This is a genomic window from Vibrio sp. 10N.222.52.C12 (genome assembly GCF_041474215.1).
GTDB classification, from domain to species: domain Bacteria; phylum Pseudomonadota; class Gammaproteobacteria; order Enterobacterales; family Vibrionaceae; genus Vibrio; species Vibrio crassostreae_C.
Genome location: NZ_JBFRTR010000126.1, coordinates 1 through 26972, shown reverse-complemented (window position 1 = coordinate 26972; position 26972 = coordinate 1). Strand labels below are relative to the sequence as shown.

23 protein-coding genes and 1 pseudogene are annotated in these 26972 nt (G+C 44.4%); 15 read left to right on the top strand and 9 right to left on the bottom strand.

Annotation, left to right across the window (positions count from 1 at the left end; all coding sequences use genetic code 11):
• The first annotated feature begins 113 nt into the window (after positions 1–113).
• Positions 114–953 (top strand): penicillin-insensitive murein endopeptidase, encoded by an 840-nt coding sequence (mepA, locus tag AB4623_RS20780; protein WP_017062537.1) that lies wholly within the window; start codon positions 114–116, stop codon positions 951–953.
• 273 nt (positions 954–1226) lie between these two features.
• The gene (locus tag AB4623_RS20775) at positions 1227–1535 is read left to right on the top strand and encodes a hypothetical protein (RefSeq protein ID WP_372147318.1); all 309 of its coding nucleotides are present in this window, start codon (positions 1227–1229) and stop codon (positions 1533–1535) included.
• Positions 1536–1577: 42 nt separating this feature from the next.
• Here the strand turns inward: AB4623_RS20775 and AB4623_RS20770 are convergent, their stop codons facing one another.
• The 3 genes from AB4623_RS20770 to rdgC all read right to left on the bottom strand — a co-directional run bounded on the left by AB4623_RS20770 (position 1578) and on the right by rdgC (position 4406).
• Complete coding sequence (locus AB4623_RS20770; protein ID WP_004735061.1) at positions 1578–1832, bottom strand: YfhL family 4Fe-4S dicluster ferredoxin; 255 nt, start codon at positions 1830–1832, stop codon at positions 1578–1580.
• Positions 1833–1866: 34 nt separating this feature from the next.
• Positions 1867–3285 (bottom strand): tRNA 5-hydroxyuridine modification protein YegQ, encoded by a 1419-nt coding sequence (yegQ, locus tag AB4623_RS20765; protein ID WP_372147317.1) that lies wholly within the window; start codon positions 3283–3285, stop codon positions 1867–1869.
• 206 nt (positions 3286–3491) lie between these two features.
• Positions 3492–4406 (bottom strand): recombination-associated protein RdgC, encoded by a 915-nt coding sequence (gene rdgC, locus AB4623_RS20760; RefSeq protein ID WP_017062534.1) that lies wholly within the window; start codon positions 4404–4406, stop codon positions 3492–3494.
• Between the two features lie 194 nt (positions 4407–4600).
• On the opposite strand from rdgC, the gene phoB reads away from it, so the two are divergent.
• The 3 genes from phoB to AB4623_RS20745 are packed head-to-tail and all read left to right on the top strand — an operon-like array spanning position 4601 to position 7596.
• Entirely contained in the window at positions 4601–5290 is a 690-nt protein-coding gene (gene phoB / locus AB4623_RS20755; RefSeq protein WP_004735064.1) for a phosphate regulon transcriptional regulator PhoB, read from the top strand.
• 33 nt (positions 5291–5323) lie between these two features.
• Positions 5324–6622 carry a phosphate regulon sensor histidine kinase PhoR gene (phoR, locus tag AB4623_RS20750; protein ID WP_004740365.1) on the top strand — a complete coding sequence of 433 codons (1299 nt, stop codon included), beginning with the start codon at positions 5324–5326 and terminating at the stop codon, positions 6620–6622.
• A gap of 17 nt (positions 6623–6639) precedes the next feature.
• On the top strand, positions 6640–7596 hold the full coding sequence (locus tag AB4623_RS20745; RefSeq protein ID WP_008223911.1) for a PstS family phosphate ABC transporter substrate-binding protein: 957 nt from the start codon (positions 6640–6642) through the stop codon (positions 7594–7596).
• 76 nt (positions 7597–7672) lie between these two features.
• Here the strand turns inward: AB4623_RS20745 and ppx are convergent, their stop codons facing one another.
• Together ppx and ppk1 are read right to left on the bottom strand one after the other, a co-directional pair.
• Positions 7673–9184 carry an exopolyphosphatase gene (ppx, locus tag AB4623_RS20740; RefSeq protein WP_372147316.1) on the bottom strand — a complete coding sequence of 504 codons (1512 nt, stop codon included), beginning with the start codon at positions 9182–9184 and terminating at the stop codon, positions 7673–7675.
• Positions 9175–11271, bottom strand: a complete 2097-nt coding sequence (ppk1, locus tag AB4623_RS20735) for a polyphosphate kinase 1 (RefSeq protein ID WP_372147315.1) — start codon at positions 11269–11271, stop codon at positions 9175–9177. The genes ppx and ppk1 overlap by 10 nt, the downstream gene beginning before the upstream one ends.
• A 200-nt stretch (positions 11272–11471) precedes the next feature.
• Between ppk1 and AB4623_RS20730 the strand changes: the two genes are divergently transcribed.
• From AB4623_RS20730 to phoU, 4 genes are all read left to right on the top strand, one after another.
• Complete coding sequence (locus tag AB4623_RS20730; protein WP_372147314.1) at positions 11472–13688, top strand: ABC transporter permease subunit; 2217 nt, start codon at positions 11472–11474, stop codon at positions 13686–13688.
• Between the two features lie 111 nt (positions 13689–13799).
• Positions 13800–15509, top strand: a complete 1710-nt coding sequence (gene pstA / locus AB4623_RS20725; RefSeq protein WP_372147319.1) for a phosphate ABC transporter permease PstA — start codon at positions 13800–13802, stop codon at positions 15507–15509.
• Complete coding sequence (gene pstB / locus AB4623_RS20720) at positions 15510–16328, top strand: phosphate ABC transporter ATP-binding protein PstB (RefSeq protein WP_372147313.1); 819 nt, start codon at positions 15510–15512, stop codon at positions 16326–16328. It abuts the gene before it with no gap.
• 74 nt (positions 16329–16402) lie between these two features.
• Entirely contained in the window at positions 16403–17101 is a 699-nt protein-coding gene (gene phoU, locus AB4623_RS20715; protein WP_009848270.1) for a phosphate signaling complex protein PhoU, read from the top strand.
• 9 nt (positions 17102–17110) lie between these two features.
• On the opposite strand, the pseudogene AB4623_RS20710 reads toward phoU, so the two are convergent.
• From AB4623_RS20710 to AB4623_RS20700, 3 genes and pseudogenes are all read right to left on the bottom strand, one after another.
• Positions 17111–17374: pseudogene (locus tag AB4623_RS20710) on the bottom strand (hypothetical protein); the annotation flags it as partial.
• Positions 17375–17520: 146 nt separating this feature from the next.
• Positions 17521–18264 carry a copper homeostasis protein CutC gene (locus AB4623_RS20705; protein WP_017062527.1) on the bottom strand — a complete coding sequence of 248 codons (744 nt, stop codon included), beginning with the start codon at positions 18262–18264 and terminating at the stop codon, positions 17521–17523.
• Between the two features lie 311 nt (positions 18265–18575).
• Entirely contained in the window at positions 18576–19184 is a 609-nt protein-coding gene (locus AB4623_RS20700) for a peroxiredoxin C (RefSeq protein WP_004740353.1), read from the bottom strand.
• 210 nt (positions 19185–19394) lie between these two features.
• Here AB4623_RS20700 and AB4623_RS20695 point away from each other — a divergent pair, with 210 nt between their 5' ends.
• Positions 19395–20300: a hydrogen peroxide-inducible genes activator gene (locus tag AB4623_RS20695; protein ID WP_017632986.1), complete on the top strand. Its 906-nt coding sequence runs from the start codon at positions 19395–19397 to the stop codon at positions 20298–20300.
• A gap of 69 nt (positions 20301–20369) precedes the next feature.
• On the opposite strand, the gene AB4623_RS20690 is transcribed toward AB4623_RS20695, so the two are convergent.
• A complete protein-coding gene (locus AB4623_RS20690) occupies positions 20370–20816 on the bottom strand; it encodes a CBS domain-containing protein (RefSeq protein WP_017062524.1) in 447 nt (148 codons plus the stop codon).
• Positions 20817–21150: 334 nt separating this feature from the next.
• On the opposite strand from AB4623_RS20690, the gene queA reads away from it, so the two are divergent.
• The 5 genes from queA to secF all read left to right on the top strand — a co-directional run bounded on the left by queA (position 21151) and on the right by secF (position 26815).
• A complete protein-coding gene (queA, locus tag AB4623_RS20685) occupies positions 21151–22203 on the top strand; it encodes a tRNA preQ1(34) S-adenosylmethionine ribosyltransferase-isomerase QueA (RefSeq protein ID WP_017062523.1) in 1053 nt (350 codons plus the stop codon).
• Positions 22204–22398: 195 nt separating this feature from the next.
• Entirely contained in the window at positions 22399–23535 is a 1137-nt protein-coding gene (tgt, locus tag AB4623_RS20680) for a tRNA guanosine(34) transglycosylase Tgt (protein ID WP_017056177.1), read from the top strand.
• Positions 23536–23646: 111 nt separating this feature from the next.
• Complete coding sequence (gene yajC, locus AB4623_RS20675) at positions 23647–23976, top strand: preprotein translocase subunit YajC (RefSeq protein WP_010440492.1); 330 nt, start codon at positions 23647–23649, stop codon at positions 23974–23976.
• Positions 23977–23996: 20 nt separating this feature from the next.
• On the top strand, positions 23997–25853 hold the full coding sequence (secD, locus tag AB4623_RS20670; RefSeq protein WP_102320714.1) for a protein translocase subunit SecD: 1857 nt from the start codon (positions 23997–23999) through the stop codon (positions 25851–25853).
• 14 nt (positions 25854–25867) lie between these two features.
• Positions 25868–26815, top strand: a complete 948-nt coding sequence (gene secF / locus AB4623_RS20665; protein ID WP_017062837.1) for a protein translocase subunit SecF — start codon at positions 25868–25870, stop codon at positions 26813–26815.
• The last annotated feature ends 157 nt before the right edge of the window (positions 26816–26972 follow it).

The window sequence follows — 26972 nt, the reverse complement described above, 5'->3', positions numbered from 1 at the left end:
TTTACTTTAATTGGTATAATTCACTAGCTACCACCACAAACTTAAGTACGATATGCACCTAATCCTAAATGGCGACTAATATAATGAGTAAGCGTCAGTAATTTGGGATTATTATGAGGTTCTTTTTTGCACTGGTTGTATTCTTTTGTTCATTTTCTCTATCAGCAACTTCGTGGGAAAAAGAGAGTCACCCTACTAGAAATTCACCCTCATCAATTGGAAGCTATGCCAATGGCTGTCTAGACGGCGCGCAGGCTTTGCCTATTAATGGTTTGGGGTATCAGATCATTCGCCCTCAAAGAGAGCGCTACTATGGCCATACAGAAGCTATAAAGTTTATTGAGAGGTTAGGAGTCACGACCAGCGAGAAGCTCAATACTAATTTATTGATCGGTGATATTTCTCTTCCCAGAGGAGGGCGCTTTTCTTCAGGTCATTCAAGTCATCAAACAGGGTTAGATATTGATATATGGCTAAGGTTAACCAGTAAGAGGTTGTCAGAGAACGAATTAGCTGTGCCTAAACCTGTGAGCGTTGTGGATCTTACCAACTACAAATTGCGTGAATCGAATTGGACCGATGATCATTTTCAAGTTATTCGTTATGCGGCGAAAGATGAAAAAGTGGTGCGTATTTTTGTTCATCCAGTGATCAAGCAAACCCTTTGTGAACAAGAAAACTCTGACGCTAATGATAGAGCTTGGTTAGGCAAAATAAGACCTTGGTGGGGACACCACTCCCACTTCCACGTTCGTTTAAAGTGTCCTGAAGGCAGTTCAAACTGCATAGCTCAAGCGAGCCCTCCTAAAGGTGACGGTTGTGGAGATGAACTTGCAAGTTGGGCTCCAAAGACTGTTCCAGTTCCACCTCCTAAAAAAGTAGCGAAAACTAAGAAAAAGAAAAAAGTTAAAGTGATGCCAAGTCAGTGTTTGGCCTTGATATCAAATAAGTAATCCTGTTCATCGAGGCTTTTTACAGTGGTACTGCCACTGGTTTTTTCGACTCTAAAACTGGAGAAATATCACACTTTTGTCTAGAGTTTATAAACACGAGATTAAGAACATCGTTTGATATTAATAAAAGCAATAACGGTATCAGCAAGGGCGATGGCGAATTTGACAAGGTTTGGTCAGGGATTGAGTGTTTTGGGGTGAAAGATACGGCTTATATGCAGTATGCGAAATCAGAGTCTGATACCCGTCGATAGATAATTCAAGGATAAGACTATGACTATGATTTGTGCGAAGGAATTTTCAGAATGGTTAAGACATAGGTTCAACGCTGAAAGCTCGGGTATTTCAATTTCAAGAGATGACATCAATCAGCTAACAGGCAGACAACGTTTAGACCCTAGTTTCGTAAATGATGTTCACTATGAATTGATGCAGTATGGAATGGCATTTGTGACCGATACCAGCAGGGAAAAATTTTATCTTGTTCCTATAGCTCAATCAATAAACTGGCGAGAACGACTCGAATATCAATTTGAAAAAGAGCTCTTCTGCAATATTTATCCAATCGGAAAATCAGGATGAAAAAAAAGGTTCAACTTATGGTTAAGTTGAACCTTTCTTCTTTTAGGTCAAGCCTTGAATGATAACAAACTTCTCAAGTAGCTCGTCATCAGTTTCAATATGGTTTGGGTCAGTGATGATGCATTTTGTAATCGGACACACTGACTGGCATGTTGGCTTTTCATAGTGACCTTTACACTCTGTACATAAATCAGGATCGATCTCGAAGATGCTGTCGCCCATAGTGATTGCACCATTTGGGCATTCAGGATCACACATATCGCAGTTTATGCACTTGTCAGTAATTAACAGAGCCATTATTTTCTTCTCAAGTAAGTCGCTTAAGTAAAAATTATTTGCCTGATGCGTTACGTGTATCTTGGCCTTCGCTCAAGTTACGCATCAGCAAGCCGTACTCTAGATCTAGATCTGCTGGTACAGGAATAAATACAAAGTGACCGTTACCTTTCGCATCGTCGACCGCTTCAGATTTGCGGTTTTCCATAACTTCTAGTTTGAAAACAACGTTACCTTTCGGTGTCATCATTTCTAAGCTGTCGCCTACTAGGAACTTGTTCTTCACTTCTACTTCCGCTAGGTCACCACGGCGCTTACCTGTGAACTCACCAACAAACTGTTGAGTGTCAGAGATAGAGTAACCGTACTCGTAGTTTTGGTATGTATCGTGTGTATGGCGACGTAAGAAGCCTTCAGTGTAACCACGGTGAGCTAGGCTCTCTAGTGTACCCATTAGGCTTTCATCGAATGGTTTGCCTGCCACTGCATCGTCAATAGCTTTACGGTAAACCTGAGCAGTACGTGCACAGTAGTAGAAAGACTTAGTACGACCTTCAATCTTCAGAGAGTGAACACCCATCTTCGTTAGGCGCTCAACGTGTTGGATTGCACGAAGGTCTTTTGAGTTCATGATGTAAGTACCATGCTCATCTTCAAACGCTGCCATTTTCTCTTCTGGCTTGTGTGATTCAGAAAGCAGAACCACTTCGTCTGTTGGTTTACCAAGGCCTAGTGTGTTGTCTGGACGCTCATCTTGAACTTCAATGTCTTGCGTTTCTACTTCTTGAATAGCAACACCAGTAGGGTTTGCTTCAACGATCTGACCGTTTTCGTCTTCTTTCGCTGCTTCTGTTTTGTATTCCCAGCGGCAAGCGTTGGTGCAAGTACCTTGGTTTGGATCGCGCTTGTTCATGTAACCAGAAAGTAGACAACGACCAGAGTACGCCATGCAAAGTGCACCGTGAACAAAGATCTCTAGTTCTGTTTCAGGACAGTGTTCGCGGATCTCTTCGATCTCTTCAAGTGATAGCTCACGAGATAGGATGACACGCTCAACGCCTTGTGTAGCCCAGAATTTTACAGTTGCCCAGTTTACAGCGTTAGCTTGAACTGAAAGGTGGATAGGCATTTCAGGGAATGCTTCACGAACCATCATGATAAGACCAGGATCAGACATGATAAGAGCGTCTGGGCCCATATCAACAACTGGCTTAAGGTCGCGAATGAAAGTTTTTAATTTAGAGTTGTGTGGCTGAATGTTACATACAACATATAACTTTTTGCCTTGAGCATGAGCTTCATCGATACCGATTTGTAGGTTTTCGTGGTTGAACTCATTGTTACGAACGCGAAGGCTGTAACGTGGCTGGCCCGCGTAAACTGCATCAGCGCCGTAGGCGAATGCGTAACGCATGTTTTTAAGGCTTCCTGCCGGTGATAATAGTTCAGGTACAAATGGTTTTTGTGTAGTCATTGCTTCGTTCTCTAATCTGATCTCAAGTCAGGTTGATACCACCAAGTGATATCAAAGGGGCGCAAATTTTACGCTAAAATGAGTTTGGTTGATAGCCCTAAAGATAGCAATGACATTAACAAGAGGGTCTAGAGGCAGATATAAGTGAGAACTTAGTGAGAAATAAGCTCAGATACCGTTAGCACCTGAGCCTATAGTTTGACTGATTAAGCGTTAGGTTGAGTTAACCCGCCTAATGATTCAAATAGGTTTGGAAGGAAAACACTGAACTCACCACAAAGTAGAGAGAAGTCCGCATCAAAACGCGCAGCTTGATCTTCACGAGGAATATCGTCGTTTTCGTCTTTGAGCTCATCACTGAATTTTAGGCGTTTGATACTGCCATCTTCTGCAAGAATGAATTCAATACGGTCTTGCCAGTTGATAAGAAGTTTCGTCACCATCTTATTGGCTTCGATGTGGTTTTTAATCTCATCAGCTTCTAGTTCTTGTTTCTTAACTCGAACAATACCGCCGTCTTCTTGAATAGATTTTAGTTCTGCTTCATCAAGCATAGTGATGCCTTGTGGCGTATCACCTGATTTCACCCATTCTGTAAGAGTCGTTTCGATCGCTTGCTCTGGGATAGCTGGCACTACTGGCAGGCTACCCATTGTCTTACGTAGCAATGCTAATACATCTTCTGCTTTTTTGTAGCTGCTCGCATCAACCACAATGAAACCTTCTTTTGGCATGATCAGCGCGTAAGTGAAGTTGCTGCGGCTGAATGCTCGAGGAAGTAGATCAATGATGATGTCTTCTTTTAGGCTGTCTTTCTCTTTCTTTTTCAGAGGGGTACCAGACTCTGCCTCAAGCGTTTCTACTTTTGCGTTCAATGATTCTTTGATCACAGAAGCGGGTAGCATTTTCTCTTCTTTCTTTGCACAGATAAGAATGCGGTTTTCTGATACGTGCGTCATCATATCGCCATGTCTACCCATTGCGTGTACCCAACCAAACTTCTGTTTGTCTTGGCTACCACAAGGAGTAAAGCGGAATTCTTCAAGTTGTTTCTCTAGCTGATCTGCGTTGAAATCAATATCACGGTTGAAGCGATAGACTAGGCAATTTTTAAACCACATATATTTTTCTCATACCTTTTTAGAAGTGCCTCATGATATGAGATCTAATTCGATTTGTCCTTAGCTCTGTATCAAAAATTATAAAGTGAAACGTTTGAGACAGTTATATGAAAATTTGTTTTCAAAGGTCACAAAAGTGTCATAATTAACTCAGATAATGCAATGCGTTGATTAAATACAAAGGCTATTCAATTATGTCGAGAAGGATTCTGGTCGTTGAAGATGAAGCACCTATTCGTGAGATGCTGTGCTTCGTGCTTGAACAAAAAGGCTACCAAGCAGTAGAGGCTGAAGATTACGATACAGCGGTAAACAAGCTATGTGAACCTTTCCCAGATCTAGTATTACTAGATTGGATGCTACCTGGTGGTAGCGGGATAAACTTTATCAAGCACATGAAGCGTGAAGAGTTAACTCGCAACATCCCAGTGGTGATGCTAACGGCTCGTGGCGAAGAAGAAGATAAGGTGCGTGGTTTAGAAGTGGGTGCTGATGATTACATCACCAAGCCATTTTCACCCAAAGAGCTCGTTGCTCGCCTGAAAGCGGTTATCCGCCGTGTAACGCCTACTGCACTAGAAGATGTGATTGATGTACAAGGTCTTAAGCTAGACCCAGTATCTCATCGTGTTACCGCAAGCGAAGGTCCAGTTGATATGGGACCAACAGAGTTCAAAATGCTGCATTTCTTTATGACGCACCAAGAGCGTGTGTACAGCCGAGAGCAGCTGCTTAACAACGTTTGGGGTACCAATGTTTACGTTGAAGACCGAACGGTTGATGTACATATTCGACGCCTGCGTAAAGCGCTTGAGTCTGCAGGTCACGATAAGCTAATCCAAACGGTTCGTGGCGCTGGCTACCGTTTTTCTACAAAGGCTTAATGTGGCTTCGCTGCCCAGTTTACGGAGTCCTGAATGGTTGAAAAGTTAACCTGGAAAAAGCTGGCTTGGGAGCTGGCTTTTTTTTACGCACCATGGGTTTTAGTCGGATGGATATTCGGTTACCTACCTTGGTTGCTGCTGGCTGCTACGGTATTGCAGCTCGGCTGGCATCTACACAACCAAATGCGTTTGTCCGCATGGCTGTGGGATGAGAAGCGTCTAACTCCACCTTCAGGCTCTGGGAACTGGGAATCTCTGTTTAACGGTATTTATCGTATGCAGCAGAGACAGCGTCGCAAACGCAAAGAACTGACTAACCTTATCCGCCGTTTCCGTAACGGTGCAGAATCGCTTCCCGATGCCGTTGTGGTATTTCGCGGTGAAGGCAATATCGTTTGGTGTAACAAGCTAGCTCAGTATTTGCTGGGCTTTCGTTGGCCAGATGATTCAGGTCAACCGATCTCGAATTTGATTCGTACTCCAGATTTTATTAAGTACCTTAATAAGCAAGATTTCTCTGAGCCATTAGAGATGCCTTCTCCATTGAATGTGGAGCGTATGCTCGAGCTGCGTATTGTGCCGTATACCGAGGGTGAACACCTGATGGTGGTACGTGATGTGACCCAGCTTAAGCAGTTAGAAGGCATGCGCCGTAACTTCTTCGCTAACGTTTCTCATGAATTGCGTACGCCGATGACCGTCCTTCAAGGTTACCTTGAAATGACCGAAGATCCAGACATGATCGTTGGCCCAATGTGGACCAAGGCGCATGGCGTAATGACTGAGCAGCTCAATCGAATGAACAGTTTGGTTAATCAACTACTCACGCTTTCGAAAATTGAAGCGGCGCCAATGCATGAGTTGGATGAAGTGGTCAACGTTCCGGCGATGCTTGAGGTTCTTGAGAAAGAAGCGGCGAGCCTTAGCGGTGAGCGCGAACATAAGCTTGAGTTTGATATCGATAAGAGCCTACGAGTTCTTGCCGATGAAGACCAATTGAGAAGTGCGATATCGAATTTGGTTTATAACGCGGTTAAATACACACCCGCAGGAGCAACGGTCAAAGTGCGTTGGTATCAAACCAGCCAAGGCGCGTGCTTAGATGTGTCAGATACTGGTGATGGTATTGAGCCTCAACACTTACATCGACTCACAGAGCGCTTCTATCGTGTAGATAAAGCCCGCTCTCGTGATACCGGTGGTAGTGGTCTTGGATTAGCGATTGTAAAGCATGCGCTTAGCCACCACGATTCACATCTCGAAATTCAAAGTGAAGTGGGCGTCGGCAGTCGTTTCCATTTCACGTTGCCAAACCGATTGACTGTGTCATGAGTGACTTAATACGCAGGATGCGTTTGCCAATTGGTTCACTGTTAGCGATGGTATTGGCGTGTCCAAGCTTCGCTGAGCAGAGTGTTGAGTCATTGCCTGATTATTCCAAAGTTCCTGGTATCTCTGGAAGCTTGTTATCGGTCGGGTCTGATACTTTGGCTGGGATGACGACATTGTGGGTAGAGGAGTTTAAATCCTACTACCCGAATGTGAACGCTCAGGTCCAAGCATCGGGCTCTTCTACTGCGCCTCCTGCATTGACGGAAGGGACTGCTCACCTTGGTCCTATGAGCCGACCAATGCGTTTACGTGAAGTGGAAGCCTTTGAAAGAGAGCATGGTTATAAGCCAACTGCATTACGAGTCGCTATTGACGCAATCGGGCTGTTTGTCCACCGAGATAATCCTATTGAAGGGCTTAACTTTCGTCAGATTGATGGCATTTTTTCTGAGACATTACGCTGCGGAGCAACAAGGCCCCTCAATAACTGGCAAGATCTCGGAATCGATCAGCCATGGGCGAAACATCGATTCCAATTGTTCGGTCGCAATTCTGTATCGGGGACTTATGGATACTTCAAACAGAATGCACTGTGCGGCGGTGACTTTAAAAATCGTGTGAATGAGCAACCTGGTTCGGCTTCAGTCGTTCAGTCGGTCGCTTCATCCATCAGTGGGATTGGCTACTCGGGCATTGGCTACCGCGTAGCAGGTGTTAAGCTGATTCCTATTGCAGAGCACGGCTCTAATTATGTTGAGCCTACGCGTGAGAATATCTTGAGCGGTGATTACCCTCTATCACGCTTTCTTTACGTATACGTGAACAAACACCCAGATAAACCGCTTTCTCCCGTTGAAAGAGAGTTCCTCACTTTTGTGTTCTCAAAGCAAGGACAAGAACTTGTAGAGAAAGATGGCTATTTAGCGATACCGTCTGAGTTCGCAGAGCAAGAATTGGCAAAAGTCGGGCTCTAATTCAGGCTACGACAAACTTAGAAAAAAACGTATGAACAGCTTGCGCGTCGCAAGCTGTTTTTATTTTGACTGTTCGTTATTTTAGCTGCAACGACCATTCTGCATTTTTCCAACGTTGTTGCTCTTCTCTGAGCTCATAATCAAGCAGTTGGTTTTGGGCCAACCAATCGCTGTTAGATCCTTTCAATTCCCAGTTATCCTGTTGTTCAATCGTTAGAGTCACGTCTGGGGCCAGTGCTTGATTTCGCTGACGGTTGAGTAAGATAGCGAGTCTCAATATACGAATCAGCAGGGTGACTTGTTGCTGAGTAAACAGAGAAAGTTCCGGCAAATCTTGTAGTTTGAGCGCTTTTCTTTGATAGCGAACCAATGCTGATATAAGGCGTTGTTGCTCAGTATTAAAGCCTGGCATTGTCGTATGCTTAAGCAGATAAGCCGAATGGCGGTGATAGCCTTGGAATGCAATGCTTTGTCCTACCTCATGAAGTACTGCAGCCCAACCAAGCAGATCATACAGCTCATTAGTGACCGCAGTTGTCACTTGAGGCTGTACTTGTTTCAGCAATGAAAGAGCGAGCACTTTCACTTTCTCGCCATGAGTTACGTCTACATGGTATCGAGAGACGAGCGTTTCGGCAGTTCTTGTTCGAATATCAATATCTTTAAACCTATCCTCCATGTCATAAAGAACGCCTTCTCTCAGGGCACCATCAGAAAAATGTAACTCCTTGATGTCTAGCGTATCCATTGCTGCTGAAAGAATGGTGACGCCTGCAGCAAACACAGGCTTTCTCTCATCACTTAAGCCTGAAAGATTTACGGTGTTGGATGATGAAAACTCACATAAGTGATTCTTTAAATAGGACAGGCGTTGGGGCGTAATGAGACCATCGGTGAACCCTAAGCCAATGAGTACTTCTTTTATTGATTTCGTGGTACCAGATGAGCCAAAAGCGATTTCCCAAGGGGCTTTTGTGTATTCTTCAATCAATGGCATCAATAGACGAGTAGCTGCGGTATAAGCATCTGAGAAGTGTCGCGAAGTTAGCCCTTCGTCAGCAAAGAAACGTTGAGTGAAGTTGACGCATCCCATCGGTAAACTGCGCATAATTAGAGGAGTAAAGCCTTGTCCGGCGACGAGTTCCGTACTCCCTCCACCGATATCAATAACCAACTTAGATTCAGAAGCGGTTTGAGTGTGTTCTGCTCCGTTATAGATTATTCGAGCTTCTTCTTGACCGGAAATGATCTCTATTGGAAAAGGAAACAGTGGCTTGGCTTGCTCTAAGAAGTCTTTAGCGTTTTTGGCTTTTCTTAGGGTATGAGTCGCAACAACTCTGACATCATCAAGCTCAAAATCCGCCAGTCGTTCTGCGAACACCTTGAGGCATTCTAGGCCTCGCTCGATAGCGCTTTCAGATAGGACGTTACGTTCATCCAATCCATCACCTAATCTCACTTTCTGTTTGTGTCTGCTGACTAATTGCAGGTGTTGATCGAATACTCGGGCAACCACCATGTGAAAGCTGTTCGAACCCAAGTCGATAGCGGCAATACATCGAGAATGTTTGTTATCAATTAGCGGCATGATTTCTTCTCTTGTTTGTACTTCTTGCGAGCAAGTTTCTCCATACGTTTAATATAGTGGTAAGTGGAGAGTTGTGACGTCGGGTAATCAAGTAGGTTTGCTGGTGGTTGTGTGTAAGAGTTGCTCATCGCTTGGTCTAGCACTCGAGCTTTGTTGCTGTCATCGAAATGAAACTCGGTGATATCGATAATGGTTTGCTTGATCTTTGGATCTAAAATTGGAGCTGCAACTTCGATGCGGTGATCAAAATTTCGTGTCATCCAGTCAGCGGAAGATATATAGACCTTCGGCTTTCCAGCGTTACCAAATATCATCACTCTCGGATGTTCGAGGAAACGATCGACCACACTGACTATCTCAATATGATCACTGATGTGGGGTATGCCAGGGACAAGAGAGCACATGCCGCGAATGACCATTCTCACTTTTACATTGGCTTGGCTAGCCTGATAGAGCTTTTCAATGATCTCTCGATCGACCAAGTTGTTGAGTTTTAGAGTGATGCTTGCAGGTTTACCTTCTATCGCGTTTTGTATTTCATTATCTATCAATTGGTACAGACGTTTTCTAGTATTCTTTGGTGACACAATCAGTTGCTTGAACTGGGACTTTTGATAAGGGTTTTCAATATACTTAAAGACTTGTCTCACCTCTTGAGTCAAATCTTCATTCGCAGTGAGCAGAGAAAAATCGGTATACACGCGCGCTGTAACTTCATGGAAGTTGCCAGTGCCAATATGGGCATAATGCTCGGTATGCTTGCCTTCTTTTCGTTTGATGAGCAGCAACTTGGAATGGATCTTCAAACTTGGGATGCCATGGATGACTTTTACACCCGCTTCTTGAAGTTTCTTGGTCCATTGAATGTTGGCTTGCTCATCAAAGCGTGCTTGCAGCTCGACAACCACAGTGACCTTTTTGCCATTGTGCGCCGCATCGATGATCGAGCTGAGGAGTTTTGAGCCTTCCGCAACACGGTAAACGTTTATTTTGATGGAGGTTACCTTCGGGTCAAAGGAAGCCTGCCTAACCAGTTCAGTGATGTGACTAAAGGTGTGATAAGGATAATGCAGTAAGATGTCGCGAGCTTTGATCGCTTCGAAATAGTTTGGGTAATGGCTGAAATGCGCGCACTTAATCGCGGGTAGAGGACGATTAACTAAATCACGTCGGTTAAGGCTTGGGAACTCAGAGAAATGTTTGAAGTTATGATAGCGACCACCTGCGATGACACTGTCATAGTCAGACAGTTTAAGTCTGACTTGTAAGAAGTTGAGCATTTCAGTTGGCATTTCAGATTCATAGATCAGACGTATCGGCAGTGCCGTTAAGCGCTGTTCTAAACCTAAAGACATCGATTCTAATAGGTTATTTTCATTGTCCTCTTGCAGATCATAATCGGCATCACGTGTCATTTTTATCGCAAAACAACGCAATGAGTCATACTCAAAGAATCCTTTAAGTAAGTCATCCAAACAAAATCGAACTATATTATCTAACAAGATCAAAGTTGTACGCTGCGAACCCGAAGTTTCCGGTAACTTAACAAATCGAGGGAGTGCTTCTGATGGGATTTCGAGTAAGACATATTGAGATGATGCATCACGCTCGATGTCGATGGCTAAGTAACTTTGTTCATCTTTGAGAATATTAAGTAACTGGCTATCTTCGTTCAAGAGAATCGGAGTTAAGTGTGGCAGCACTTTTTTCTTAAAGTACTTTTTTATCCAGCCACTTTGTTCTTCGCTGATTTGTTGTTCGTTGACCAGAAAAATACGATTGCGTACCAATTCCAATAGCAAGTCGTTATACAGTTCATGGAATTGAGCATCGAGCTTGCTTGCTTTGCTCTGCATTTTAGTCAGTAGGCTTTTCGGCGAGTTGGAGGTTAGCTGTGGATCTTGAAGTAAGATCTTTCGTTTCACATCAGCAAATCGGACTTTGTAAAACTCATCGAGGTTTTTCGAGTAAATACCTAAAAAACGAACTCTTTCGATTAAGGGGACTGACTTATCTGCCGCTTCTTGGAGCACTCTTTCGTTGAAGGATAACCAGCTAAGTTCTTTTGTGACATAGTCTTTTTCCATCGAGATGAGAATCCTTGAGTACTGGCTATAGAGCTGATTACTTTAAATTAGAATGGCAAAATGCACAAAATCTATGATCTTACTTTAAGAAATATGGCTAACAAACTTGTTATTAGTTTCAGTTGTTTAACGTAACTTGTAATATAATTGTCATCTAACGTACATATTATGTCAGTAGCTAAAAAAAGGTAGATAAACAGATGGCTTCAGCCCAATTTTCATTGAAAGAGCGCGACAAAAAAAGATGGTTGAAAGATCGTCTCGTCCGTTTTTCGGTGACATGCGGCGCGGTCAGTGTTCTAGCTGCCCTAGTATTGATCTTTGTTTACTTGGCAATGGTCATTTTACCAGTATTTTCAGATACTGGTTTAGAGACAGACCAAGCCGTGAAGACCGTTGCCGTAGAAAAGCCTATCGTCTTATCGGTTGATGAATATGGTCAGCATGCATTTACTATCGAAAAATCTGGCTTGGTACAGTTTTGGGACTTAGAGTCTCAAAATACACACTCTTACTTTGAGCGTGATATTGTAGCCAACCCCATCGCCTTTTCTCGAAATACCCCATCTGAAAATTGGTTTGCCTTTGCCGACAGCGCAAGCAATCTTATTTTTTTCTATCCTGAGTATAGTGCGCCTGTACTGAAAAAGGGCAGCGAAGCCGAGCCTAAAATTGAGCAAATCACTCTCCCTGAACCGTTTTTAAATGATGAGTCATCAAATGAGGCAACGATCGACAAATTCGCGTTCTCTAAAAATGGACGTGGAATTACGGTTGTCGCTCAGTTAAGTGACCAACGAGTCTTGGTTAAGTGGTATCAGAGTGACCTTACTGGTCAGTATGTTTTTCAGAAGAGCCAATGGCTTTCGGATAAACTGGGTTTGCAACAGCAACTGCTTGTCACACCTGATGGGCAAACTTTATACCTACGATCACAATCGGACTTGGTTGTTTTAAAACTATCAGATAACGGTTTTGATGTTCGTGAAGTGATTGATCTTAGCCTAAATGATGCGAAGCATTCCGTGAAAAGCATCGATTTATTGTCTGGTGCATACTCGTTGTTGGTTACGCATGAGGACGGACAGGTTTCTCAATGGTTCGATGTACTCAAAGATGAAAAACGTAGCCTGACCCATATTCGAGATTTCCAACTTGCTGAACAAGTGCAGTTTATTCTTCCGGATACTTATAGAAAGGGGTTTTATAGCTTCTATAAGAACGGCACATTACAAAGCCACTATACGACCAGTGAAAAGCTGTCGTTGTTTGAACGCGCCTTTGATAAATCACCACAATTAGCGGCTATGTCTGCCAATGAACTGCATCTGGCGACCTTGATTGATGGCACCATTAGTGTAGCTAAAGTCGACAATGAATACCCACAAATCTCATTCTCATCGCTTTGGCAAAAAGTCTGGTACGAAAGTTACCCTGAGCCACAATACGTTTGGCAATCAACGTCAGCGAACGATGACTTTGAAGAGAAATTCAGTTTAGTCCCTATCACGTTCGGTACTATCAAAGCCGCTCTATTTGCGATGATGTTTGCCGTGCCTGTTGCTGTGCTCGGAGCTATTTACACCGCTTACTTCATGTCTCCACGCATGCGAAGAGTCGTAAAGCCTTCGATAGAGCTGATGGAAGCTCTTCCGACCGTGATCATCGGATTCTTGGCTGGGCTTTGGTTTGCTCCAATCGTCGAGACGCATTTAACGGCTGTCTTCTCATTAATGGTGCTATTACCACTCAGCACACTGTTTACTGGACTTGTTTGGTTCTGTTTACCGAAGATGGTAACGGGTCGCTTCTCTAATGGTTGGCACGCGCTGATATTGATTCCAGTATTAGTGGTTACAGTAGTTGCTGTGTTTGCTGGTGGAAGCAACATTGAAGCCTTGTTGTTTGGTGGTGATATTCGTACCTTCTTGGCCAACTATGGCATCGACTTTGACCAACGTAATGCGCTGGTGGTTGGTTTTGCTATGGGCTTTGCGGTCATCCCAACGATTTTCACTATTGCGGAAGATGCTATTTTCTCTGTACCTAAACATTTGTCTGATGGCTCGTTAGCGTTGGGTGCGACGGCGTGGCAGACGCTTATTTATGTGGTGCTATTGACGGCGAGTCCAGGTATCTTTTCTGCGGTTATGATGGGCCTAGGGCGAGCAGTTGGTGAAACCATGATCGTCTTGATGGCGACAGGTAATACTCCAATTCTTGACTGGAATATTTTGGAAGGGATGAGAACCTTATCGGCAACGATTGCTGTTGAATTGCCAGAATCTGAAGTGGGCGGTTCTCATTTCCGCTTGCTGTTCTTGGCTGCACTCTTGCTGTTTATCTTCACATTCGCGGTGAACTCAGTTGCTGAGTGGGTTAGACAAAGACTGAGAGATAAATATCGTGCGCTGTAGTTTTCAAGGTTTGTCTCAATGTGTATCAATGGCTTTTAGTGGCTTGACTAGCGTGTCTCTTGATCTTTGCAGCTCCTTGATTTCAGCACGCCAAGAGCAAGGTCGATCATGATGAATAAACTGAAGTCATTATTATCTTGGGTTAAATCGGGCTCTCCGTGGATCTGGCTTACGGGCGGGGCGGTGAGCATCAGTATGCTTTCTGTTCTTGGCCTAATGCTGCTGATTGGTTGGAAGGGCTTAACCTATTTTTGGCCCGCACCTTTGTATCAATGGCAAGTTGACTCCAAAGACTTATCGCTAGTGGTCGATTTTGACGAAACCGTATCAAAACAAGATGTATTGGTTGGTCAGTTATATGAACGAAAATACATCCCGATAGAGCAAGTTCCACAAGTCCATGACCTTTTGTCTCCTCAAAATTTGTCGACTGGGCTGATACAGCGCTTAAGCATCAAAGTTGCTAACAGAGAACTGTACCCTGCGGACTTTGTTTCTATTCTGGATGTTAACTTACGTGAACCCACTACCCCGCTTGATTGGGTTGTGATTGAACGAAGTCGAGGTGGTTATTTCTTTGGTAAGCCGGTGGGTTTTAAAACCGCTTCTGGCACCTTTGATTCGAACATAGACCAAAAGCTCGAACAAGGCTTGGCGTTCGCTGATGCGCTACGTAAAGAAACATCGCGTGTCGTGAACCAAGGAATTCGCAATATCAGCTGGCAATTGGAAAACCTGCGCTTAGAAAAGCGTAAGCTTGAACTCAATGAGTCAGTGAGCGATGAATACCTTAAAACCTATACTCAAACTAAACTGGAATTAAACCGCCAGTTAGGTGAAGCCGAAGTTAAGCTTGAGCACCTTAGAACGCAACTTAATGTCGAAAGCTTACTCGTTGAGGATATGACAGGCGAGCAGGTCGAGATTTCGCTAAGTCACATTCTGGATTATTGGTACCCAAATAATATGTCTTACCTAGAAAAGGTTGGGCACTGGGGCAAACAAGTTTGGAAGTTCTTATCAGAGAACCCACGAGACTCAAACTCTGAAGGCGGTGTGTTTCCTGCTATTTTTGGCACAGTACTGTTGGTTATTCTCATGTCGATCGTCGTGATGCCTCTTGGGGTAGTCGCTGCGATATATCTTCATGAATACGCAAAAAACAACGCACTAACACGTTTAATTCGTATCGCCGTGATTAACTTGGCGGGTGTACCGTCGATTGTGTATGGCGTTTTTGGTTTAGGCTTTTTCGTCTATACCATTGGTGGCTCGATTGATACGTTGTTCTATGCAGAGCGATTGCCAGCACCGACATTTGGTACGCCGGGTCTACTTTGGTCAGCACTAACCTTAGCGGTCTTGACGCTTCCAGTCGTTATCGTAACCACGGAAGAGGGCTTAACGCGTATTCCTAGTGCAGTGAGGCACGGTTCATTAGCGCTTGGTGCGACTCAATTTGAGACGCTTTGGCGCATTGTTTTACCGATGGCAAGCCCAGCGATTATCACTGGTTTAATTTTGGCAATCGCGAGAGCCGCGGGGGAAGTTGCACCACTTATGCTGGTGGGTGTTGTTAAATTGGCATCTAGCTTGCCAGTCGATGGTCAGTTTCCGTATTTACACTTAGATAGAAAGTTCATGCATTTAGGCTTTCATATCTATGATGTTGGTTTTCAAACCTCTAATATCGAAGCGGCACGACCTTTAGTGTATGCGACTTCATTTTTATTGGTTACGGTGATTGTTGGGTTGAACTTAACAGCCATCAATATCCGTAATAACTTGCGTGAAAAATACCGAACCTTAGGACAAGATTAGATGTTCTCGATTAATGAAACCTTGGGTTACCAAGCACCACTTGATGTTCACAATCTGAAGGATGAGCAAATTGCTATCTCGATCGAAGGGCTAAATCTTTACTATAAAGAGAGCCAAGCACTTGATGATATCTCGATGCAGATCCCGAAGGGGCAGGTGACGGCGTTTATCGGCCCTTCTGGGTGTGGTAAGTCGACTCTGCTGCGCTGCATTAATCGCATGAACGATCTTGTTGAAGGCTGTAAGGTTTCCGGGAAAGTGAAGCTTCATGGCAAGAACGTCTATCACCCTAAGGTGGATGTTGCGACCTTACGACGCCGTGTGGGTATGGTATTCCAGCGTCCAAACCCTTTTCCTAAATCTATCTATGAGAATGTGGTTTATGGCTTGAGGCTACAAGGCGTTAGCAGCAGCCGAGACCTTGATGATGCGGTTGAACGCTCTCTGCGCGCTGCTGCGTTATGGGATGAAGTGAAAGATCGGTTGCATGAGAATGCTTTTGGTTTATCTGGCGGTCAACAGCAGCGTTTGGTTATCGCTCGTGCGGTTGCGATTGAGCCTGAAGTGCTGTTGTTAGATGAGCCGACATCGGCACTCGATCCGATTTCTACTTTGACGATTGAAGAGTTGATCAACGATCTCAAAACGCAATACACAGTGGTGATTGTTACCCACAACATGCAACAAGCCGCGCGTGTAAGTGACCATACTGCCTTTATTCATATGGGAAAATTGATCGAGTACTCAGATACGGACTCAATTTTTACGTCTCCATTGAAAAACCAGACGGAAGACTACATTACTGGTAGATATGGCTAACCTCTCCAAAGGTGTCATCTAGAGCTAAGTCACTCTACAAAAATGGCTTTCTTCATTTCTTTCAAGGAGCAAGTATGCATTTCGGTCGCCACATTTCAGGGCAATTCAATGTCGAGTTAGAATCGATCCGTACTCATGTATTGACCATGGGCGGGTTAGTGGAGCAGCAACTCTCGTTTGCAATGCAGGCGCTTCATAAAGACGATGTTGAATTGGCCAAAAAAGTGATTCGTGATGACCACAAAGTGAATGCGATGGAAGTGTCGATTGATGAGGCGTGTACTCGAATCATTGCAAAGCGTCAGCCGACAGCGAAGGATCTGCGTTTGATTATGGCGATCATCAAAACCATTACCGATCTGGAACGTATTGGCGATGTTGCTTCTAAAATTGCGCAAGGTGCTATTGAGATCCCTTCAACCAAAGAGCAAAAATTCCATGTTTCGTTAGAGCCTCTTTGCCGTCAGGCAATCACCATGCTTCACCAAGTGTTAGATGCTTTTGCTCGTATGGATGTTGATGCGGCTGCTGAAGTTCACAAACTTGATGATAAGTTGGATGCGGAATACGAAGCCGTTATTCGTCAGTTAATGACCTATATGATGGAAGACCCTAAGAACATCCCTAATATTTTGCAGGTGATGTGGTCAGCTCGTGCGATTGAGCGAGTGGGAGACCGCTGCCAAAATATCTGCGAATACATTATTTACTTTGTGAAGGGTAAAGATGTACGTCACCTCGGTGATCAAAGCCTTGATGACGCACTAAAATAGAGCTTATCTTTAGAAGCTAATAATGGCACCAAGATTGAAATTGACCGTTGTGTCGTAAGGCACAACGGTTTTGTTGTGATCAAAAATATTCATATCAACACCAGCACGTAATCCAAGCATTGGTGTCGCTTGGTAAACGTAGGCACCACCTAGGCTTATACCATGTGTTGTTTTCTCTTCTACTTCGCCTGAGCGCGTTTTTGTACCGTCATAACTTGCCACACCAATTTCAGCCTGAAAGCCGTGGATTTGGTTTCTTCCAAACATGTTTTGCTTCGTAACAGGTTTAAATCAAGAGAGCTGAATAAGTCTTTAGCCATATCTATCCATGAAAATTTTCTGCGCTATTAAATCTAATATACGTCAGTCAGTTAGATTAGTCAGCGAGGTTCTCTGGATTTATGCTGGCGACTATTGCCCTAAGCGGTGAGGGCGGCTCTCACATCAGATATCTTACTCGCATCTGTCACTGGGATCTGATAATCATCAATATTATCACTGCCCATTTGAGCACTTGAGTTGTTTTCCATTAGACTCGGCCTTGTCGATTTACCTGAAAGGTGAAGAGCAGGTACTTGAGTAGCGCTTTGAATCATTTTGGCATTCGCAGCGTTAACGCCAGCCCCCGCCATGATATCAATTCGTCCATCGGCTTGTTTGACCATTGCAGCCAATACATCGATACCTTGCTCAGCATTAGCAGCAAGCCCTGATGTCAGGACTCTTTCGCATCCAAGTGTAATGATTTGTTCTAATGCTGCTTGGAAATCAGAGCTTTGATCGATGGCTCTGTGGAAGGTAATCCCAAGCTTTAACGAGTGCGCTTTGTCAGCCAGTTGTTGCATCTTTGGCATATCAATACTTCCGTTCGGCGCTAACACACCAAGTACGACCCCATCCAATCCTGCATTTGCGCAAGCTTCAATATCTTCAAGCATACAGAGCATATCGTCGTTATCGAAAATGAAGTCGCCTTGTCTTGGGCGTATCATAGCGTAGACCGGAACCGACGAAACTATTGCCGCTTGTTTCATCATTCCGAAGCTTGGAGTTAATCCGCCAAGTGCTAATGAAGAGCAAAGCTCAATTCGATTCGCGCCACCAGATAGTGCGGTATGAAGAGATTCTAAGTTATCGATACAGACTTCAATTTCGGTGTTCATCGTGTTTATCCGTTCAAAAAGATACTGATGAAATAATAGCAATCTAGGTGTGATTCTGAATAGATGGGGATAAGGGAAAATAGAGGTAAAGTTTAGGTTTATCGCTACCTCAATTATCTATTACAAGAGTCAGTCTAGGGGAGCGAGGAGGGGGGAAACAAAAAGCCCGAAGCGTTAACTTCGGGCTTTTAATAGGACTTTACTTCTTAACTGATTGGCGGTGCGCTTTGCGCTATTAGCTTATGCTTTATGTCTCTTTAAAGAGAATCTTCCAACCATTAACCCGCGTTGAGTTCGGGCTTAAGAGGTAATTACTTGCTTAGGTCGTCAGCGTGCTCAGATAGGAATGCTGCAACACCTTTTGGAGATGCGTCCATACCTGATTTACCTTCTTCCCATTGTGCAGGACAAACTTCACCGTTCTTCTCGTGGAAGTTTAGTGCGTCTACCATGCGTAGCATTTCGTCGATGTTACGACCTAGTGGAAGATCGTTAACTACTTGGTGACGAACAAGACCGTCAGCGTCGATTAGGAAAGAACCACGGAAAGCAACGCCTGCTTCTGGGTGCTCAACATCGTATGCTTTACAGATTTCGTGCTTAACGTCAGCAACTAGTGGGTATTTAACTTGACCGATACCGCCGTCAGCGATAGCAGTGTTACGCCATGCGTTGTGAGAGAATTGAGAATCGATAGAAACACCGATTACTTCAACGCCTTTAGCTTGGAAATCTTCTAGACGGTTGTCGAAAGCGATTAGCTCTGAAGGACAAACGAAAGTGAAGTCTAGTGGGTAGAAGAAAACAACCGCTTTCTTACCTTTAGTGAATTCTGCGAAGTTGAAGTTATCAACGATCTCACCGTTACCTAGAACAGCTGCTGCAGTAAAGTCAGGGGCTTGACGACCTACTAGTACCATTTTGGAATCTCCTAAAAAATTAGTTGGCCCAACACATCTTTGTTTGGGCTCCGTTTCTACGCGACAAACTATAGTACAATCGGTACTATAGAAAAAAGCGAATTAAATAGATTAAGTTCATCGAAAAAAGCGATAAGCTTATTCTTTGTCCTTTTCTTAGGTCTTAGGACCTTCGTGTAACTTATCCTACTCATATTACAAAGTAATTTCATGAATAAATGGCCAAGTCTTAAGCAACTTCACTATCTTGTTACTCTTCACGAAACACGCCACTTTAGCGACGCCGCTGATCGCTGTTTCGTCAGCCAATCAACTCTTAGTAAAGGTATTCAAAACCTAGAAGAGCTGATCGGTTGCCCTCTGTATGAGAAAAAAGATAAGAAGAGCCCACTTGTTTTTACTCAAGCGGGAGAGCTGGTGGTGAAGCACGGTCGAGAGTTATTGGCGAAAGGTCAAGATTTGGTTGAACTCGGGAACCTATGTAACGGCGATGCGATGCAAGGTCAGCTGCGAGTAGGGTGCATTCCTACCATTGCGCCATTTCTTTTGTGCGATTTGGTACAAGAAGCCAACCAGCGCTTTCCTCAGCTAAACTTACTGCTACGTGAAGACACGACAACGAACTTACTCGCGGCACTGCGCCATGGTGAGTTAGATGTATTGATTCTGGCTCTGCCTGTTGATATCGACAACATGGAGAGCAAAGTGGTTGGGCAAGATCCTTTTAGAATGGTGATCAGCCGTAATCAAGCTGACGGTATTCGTGTACCAATTAAATACGATGACCTGCCAGACGAGTCTGTATTCTTGTTGGAGAACGAGCACTGTTTAACTGAACACGCAGTATCAGCGTGTAAGTTAACCGACAAAGAGAAGATCAACCCGTTCACAGCAACGAGCCTTCACACATTGGTACAGATGGTCGCGAACGGTTTAGGTACTACCTTTATCCCGCAAATGGCGATCGACCACGGTTTATTGGAAAACCAGAATCTCGTTGTGATCGATCCTCCTGGTCAGCAGGCCTACCGAGATATTGGCCTTGTCTGGCGACCAAGCTCTTCGCGTCGTGAGACATTCCATCAATTAGCGGATGTGGTATCTGAGCTTCTATAATAATCCGCTGCGACAACAATCCCTCTGAGCGGCTGAATTGGCCGCTCTTCTTTATATCAATTCCGAGCGTTACTCTACTTCTGCTTCTTCTGGCTCTACTTCTTCTTGCAGCTCCAGTAAATTGATCGCTATCGTGACAAAATCGCTGTCTGTAATAATGCCTACTAGTTCGTGGTTTTCTACGACAGGTAAACAGCCCACTTTATGTTTCTGCATGTAGATAGCCGATTCTTTTAATCCTGCACGCGGCTCTACCGACATAACACTTTTGTGCATGATGTCGTTGAGGGGAGTAGCAAGAGTAAAAGATTGAGCTTGTGGGATGTTTTGTAGGCTGGATTCTTGAGCGGCGAGAACGTCTCGTTGTGTGACGACACCTAGTAGTTGCCTGTCGGAATCGACGACCGGAATATGGCGGATATCAAGTGCTTCCATCATGTGCTTAGCATCGGCCAGTGAGTGTGAGCGCAATAGGGTATGAGGGTTGCGAGTCATCATATCTTCAACCTTGATCATACGAACCTCCTTCTTTTTTATTTGTTGCTATTACTATAGTTTTTTATCCAAAAAATAACTGAGATCTGACGCATTCTTGGGTGAGTTTTATGCAACTAATTCTTTAGCTTGAGGAGGTGAATCAGTCGCATTATTTTACGCCTCTTTACAATAATCCAGTGCTGTAAACCTTGCTATTGCGGCTCGTGTGCCTATACTAGCCCACTGCGAAATTTTTAGTCGTGTTTGCGATGTGTTTCTGGTAACGATTGACTTACCGTAACGATTATCCAGCAACTACGATTTATGATTCGTCAACGGCACAAATCTCATCAACTAAGACAAGACTAGACACATGCAAGTTTCAGATTTTCACTTTGACCTACCAGATGAACTCATTGCTCGCTACCCTCAAGAGGAGCGTACAGCAAGCCGCCTGCTTAAATTAGATGGCAACAGCGGTAACCTAGCTGATGGTTCGTTTAAAGACGTTTTAGACTTGGTTGAGCCAGGCGATCTTGTTGTTTTCAATAACACTCGAGTGATTCCAGCTCGTGTATTTGGTCGCAAGGCATCAGGAGGTAAGCTTGAAGTGCTGGTTGAACGTATGCTTGATGAGAAAAGCATTCTTGCGCATGTTCGTTGTTCTAAATCACCGAAGCCGGGTACCAAGTTGTTCCTTGGTGAGAACGATGAATATGAAGCTGAAATGGTGGCGCGTCACGATGCGTTATTCGAAATCCATTTCACATCTGATCAAAGCGTTTTAGAGATTCTTAACAGTGTTGGTCACATGCCACTCCCTCCTTACATCGATCGTCCTGATGAAGATGCAGATAAAGAGCGCTACCAGACTGTCTATAATGAAAAGCCCGGTGCGGTTGCAGCTCCAACAGCGGGTCTTCATTTTGATGACAAGCTAATGGCTGACATGAAAGAGAAAGGTGTTGAGTTTGCTTATGTGACGCTTCACGTTGGTGCTGGTACGTTCCAGCCAGTAAAAGTCGATAATATAAATGATCACCACATGCATGCTGAGTACGTTGAAGTCCCGCAAGAAGTGGTTGACGCCGTAGCTGCAGCAAAAGCTCGTGGCGGTCGTATTATTGCCGTTGGTACAACATCAGTACGCTCACTAGAAAGTGCAGCGCAAGATGCGTTGAAGAAAGGCACAGAGTTGGTTCCTTTCTTTGGTGACACTGAAATCTTTATCTTCCCTGGTTACGAATACCAGTTGGTGGATTGCTTGATTACCAATTTCCACTTACCAGAATCAACGCTGATTATGTTGGTGAGTGCATTTGCAGGTTACGACAATGTGATGGGCGCATACGATCACGCAGTGAAGAGCGAATATCGTTTCTTCAGCTACGGTGATGCCATGTTCATCAATAAGAAAACAAGCTAATTTAAGCTAGTTATAAACGATATACATAAGAATTTACGGGTGCTAGCAGTAAGCTAGGAGTCGGGCAGGGTGTCTGTCTAATCTCTCGCAAGGAATACGCGACCGCTCCTCATAGAGCTCACTGGACTGAACTTTTGTTTGGCTTAAGGTTCTGAATTAACAGTCAGATTGTTTCTCTGGCATATTGGAGGCTTCGTGAAATTAAAATACGAACTTAAAAAAACTAATAGCGGCGCACGTCGTGGTCAACTTCAGTTTGAACGCGGTACCGTTGAAACCCCAGCATTCATGCCTGTAGGTACTTACGGTACTGTTAAAGGTATGACACCTGAAGAAGTAAAAGACACAGGTGCTGAAATCCTATTAGGTAACACATTCCACCTATGGCTACGTCCTGGTCAAGAAATCATGAAAATGCACGGTGACCTGCACGATTTCATGAACTGGCACGGTCCTATCCTGACTGATTCAGGCGGCTTTCAAGTATTCAGCCTAGGTGCAATGCGTAAAATCACTGAAGAGGGTGTTCATTTCCGTAACCCTGTAAACGGTGACAAGATCTTCATGGACGCTGAGAAGTCTATGGAAATCCAAAAAGATTTAGGTTCAGACATCGTAATGATCTTCGATGAGTGTACGCCTTACCCTGCGACACACAAAGAAGCAAAAGACTCAATGGAGATGTCTCTTCGTTGGGCTGAGCGTTCACGTAACCACTTCGACAAACTTGAAAACCCGAACTCACTGTTCGGTATCGTTCAAGGTGGCGTGTACGAAGACCTTCGTGATGTATCCGTTAAAGGCCTAACAGAAATTGGTTTTGACGGTTACGCAGTAGGTGGCCTAGCAGTAGGCGAACCAAAAGAAGATATGCACCGCATTCTTGAGCACACATGTCCTCAACTGCCAGAAGATAAGCCACGTTACCTAATGGGCGTAGGCAAACCGGAAGACTTGGTTGAAGGTGTTCGCCGTGGTATCGACATGTTTGACTGTGTAATGCCAACGCGAAATGCACGTAACGGCCACCTGTTTGTGACTGAAGGTGTGATCAAGATCCGTAATGCGAAGCATAAAACCGATACAACACCACTAGATTCAGAGTGTGACTGTTACACTTGTAAGAACTACAGCAAGTCGTACTTACACCATTTGGATCGTTGTAACGAAATCCTAGGTGCTCGACTGAACACGATTCATAACCTGCGTTTCTACCAACGAGTAATGTCAGACATTCGTCAGTCTATCGATGAAGACCGCTTTGAAGAGTTCGTTGCAGAGTTCTACGCAAGAATGGGGCGTGAAGTGCCACCACTAGGTAAAGAATCTTAGTATTTCTTTTTTGCGAGCCCTATCTCTCTTCCGAGTGATGGGGCTTGAAAATAAAGGGATGCGACCCAATTAGACAAACAATTACGAAAATATAAATAGAGGATGTTTTAAATGTTTATTTCTCAAGCTCACGCAGCAGCAGAAGGTGCACCAGCAGGCGGCGGTTTCGAAATGCTTATCATGCTAGGTATGTTCGCTGTGATCTTCTACTTCATGATCTACCGTCCACAAGCTAAGCGTGTTAAAGAGCACAAGAACCTTATGTCTTCTATGGGCAAAGGTGATGAAGTTCTTACAAGCGGCGGCCTAATTGGCAAGATCACTAAGATTGCAGAAGACAGCGACTACGTTGCTATCGAACTGAATGCAAACAACGAAGTAGTTATCAAGAAAGACTTCGTTACAGCAGTGCTACCAAAAGGTACTCTGAAATCTCTATAAACAGCTAGAGGATCCTCGCTGTGCTAAACCGTTACCCGTTATGGAAGTACCTGATGGTGGTGTTTACTATCGCCATCGCTGCGTTGTACGCACTTCCGAATATATACGGTGAAGATCCGGCAGTTCAAGTTACAGGGGCGCGCGGCGCCTCTGTAGATATGTCTACGCTGGATGCTGTCACCAATGCTCTTGAAGCTGAAAACCTTTCTACTAAATCCGTTGCTCTAGAAAACGGTTCCATTCTTGTTCGCTTTAACGATACAGACTCTCAAATTAGTGCTCGTGATGTCATCACTGAAGCATTAGATGAAGACGTAATCGTTGCTTTAAACTTAGCTGCTTCAACTCCTGATTGGCTTGAATCTATTGGTGCTGCACCAATGAAGCTTGGTCTTGACCTACGTGGTGGTGTTCACTTCTTGATGGAAGTGGATATGGACGCTGCGATGCAAAAGCTGGTTGGCCAACAAGAAGAAGCGTTCCGTAGCGAACTTCGTGAAGAAAAAATCCGTTACCGTGCAATTCGCCCATCTGGTAAAGATGCGGTTGAAGTGATTCTACGTAACGCCGAGCAGCTTGCTGAAGCGAAATCGCTACTGCAATCTAAGCACCAAGACATGACGTTTGTAGATTCTGAATCTAATGGTCGTTTTTCTTTGGTTGCTAGCTTCACAGAGGCTCGTCTTCAAGAAATCCGCAACTATGCGGTAGAGCAAAACATTACCATTCTACGTAACCGTGTTAACGAACTTGGTGTTGCTGAACCTTTGGTTCAACGTCAAGGCTCTAGCCGTATCGTAGTGGAATTGCCTGGTGTTCAAGACACGGCTCGCGCTAAAGAAATTCTTGGTGCTACCGCGACGCTTGAGTTCCGTGAAGTGGATAGCAGTGCTGACTTAGCCGCTGCCGCTTCTGGTCGTGCCCCTGCGGGTAGCGAAATCAAGCAAGATCGTGATGGTCGTCCTGTGGTACTTAAGAAGCGCGTTATTCTAGGCGGCTCAAGTATTACTGATGCAAGCTCAAGTGTTGATGAATATGGTCGTCCTCAAGTTAACATCTCGCTAGACAGCGAAGGTGGTAGCAAGATGTCTGCATTCTCTCGTCAGAATATCGGTAAGCTAATGGCAACGGTATTTGCAGAGTACAAAGACAGCGGTCGTAAAACACCGGAAGGTCGAGTTATCTTGAGTAAGCACGAAGAAGTGATTAACCAAGCGACGATTCAATCTGCGCTAGGCCGTAACTTCCGTATTACTGGTATCGATTCAACGGCTGAAGCTCATAACTTGGCACTTCTACTGCGTGCTGGTGCATTGATTGCGCCTATCTCGATTGTAGAAGAACGTACGATTGGTCCATCTATGGGGCAGCAAAACATCGATATGGGTATCATGGCGATGGTTTGGGGTATGGCTGCTGTAATGCTGTTTACGCTGCTTTACTACCGTAGCTTTGGTCTGATTGCGAACGTTGCGCTAATGGCTAACTTGGTGTTGATTATCGGTGTTATGTCGATGATTCCGGGGGCTACCATGACCCTACCAGGTATTGCCGGTATCGTATTAACGGTTGGTATGGCGGTTGATGCGAACGTTCTGATCTTTGAGCGTATACGTGAAGAGCTTCGAGATGGACGCAGTCCACAACAAGCGATTCACCAAGGTTACGCGAACGCATTCAGCACAATCGCCGATGCCAACATCACCACACTACTAACAGCAATCATTCTATTTGCTGTGGGTACGGGTGCTATCAAAGGCTTCGCGGTAACGCTGTCTATCGGTATCTTGACTTCAATGTTTACAGCTATTATCGGAACACGTTGTATCGTGAACCTGATGTATGGCGGCAAACGCGTTAAAAAACTGTCGATCTAAGGCTAGGAATTAATATGTTTCAGATTCTAAAAGCAGACAAAATGATCGACTTTATGCGTTGGTCAAAGGTTGCCTTTGTTTTTTCTATCTTGATGATTGGTACTGCTATCTTCACCCTAACAACGAAATCGTTGAACTGGGGTCTAGATTTTACTGGCGGTACTCTGATTGAAGTTGGTTTTGAACAACCGGCACACCTTCCTGATATTCGTAGTGCACTAGAAGCCGAAGGCTTTGGTGATGCAACGGTACAGAACTTCGGTTCAGCTCGTGATGTGATGGTTCGTTTACGTCCACGTGATGGCGTAGCGGGCGAAACGCTTGGTAACCAAATCCTTTCTGCTATTGAGAATGGTACTGGTGAGCAAGTTGAAATGCGTCGTATCGAGTTCGTTGGTCCTAACGTGGGTGACGAATTAACAGAAGCGGGTGGCCTTGCTATTCTAGTTTCTCTTATCTGTATCTTGATCTACGTATCAGTGCGATTTGAATGGCGTTTGGCTGCGGGTGCAGTATTAGCACTGGCGCACGACGTTATCATCACTCTGGGTGTGTTCTCTCTAATGCAAATTGAGGTCGACCTTACCATCGTAGCAGCCTTGCTAACGGTCGTCGGTTACTCCCTCAACGATACCATTGTTGTATTCGACCGTATCCGTGAGAACTTCCGTAAGATGCGTAAGGGTGAAGCACCTGAAGTACTGAACAGCTCAATCACACAAACATTGAGCCGTACATTGATCACTTCTGGTACCACGTTATTCGTAGTTATCGCACTGTTCGTTCAGGGCGGCGCTATGATTCACGGCTTCGCGACTGCACTTCTACTGGGTATTACGGTTGGTACTTACTCTTCTATCTACGTTGCATCTGCACTGGCTATGAAGTTAGGTATTACGCGTGAACACCTAATGCCACCACAAGTGGACAAAGAAGGTGAAGAGTTTGACGAGATGCCTTAGGCCTTGGCTTAATACGTTTCGCTAAACCAAAAAAACCGCTAGGCAACTAGCGGTTTTTTTACGTCTGTATTCTAGGGAAGCTCAATACAATTTAGCGTTGAAGTATGTTGAACTTCATTTCACTAAGAGACATCCTGATCGTATCTCGTATCTCGTA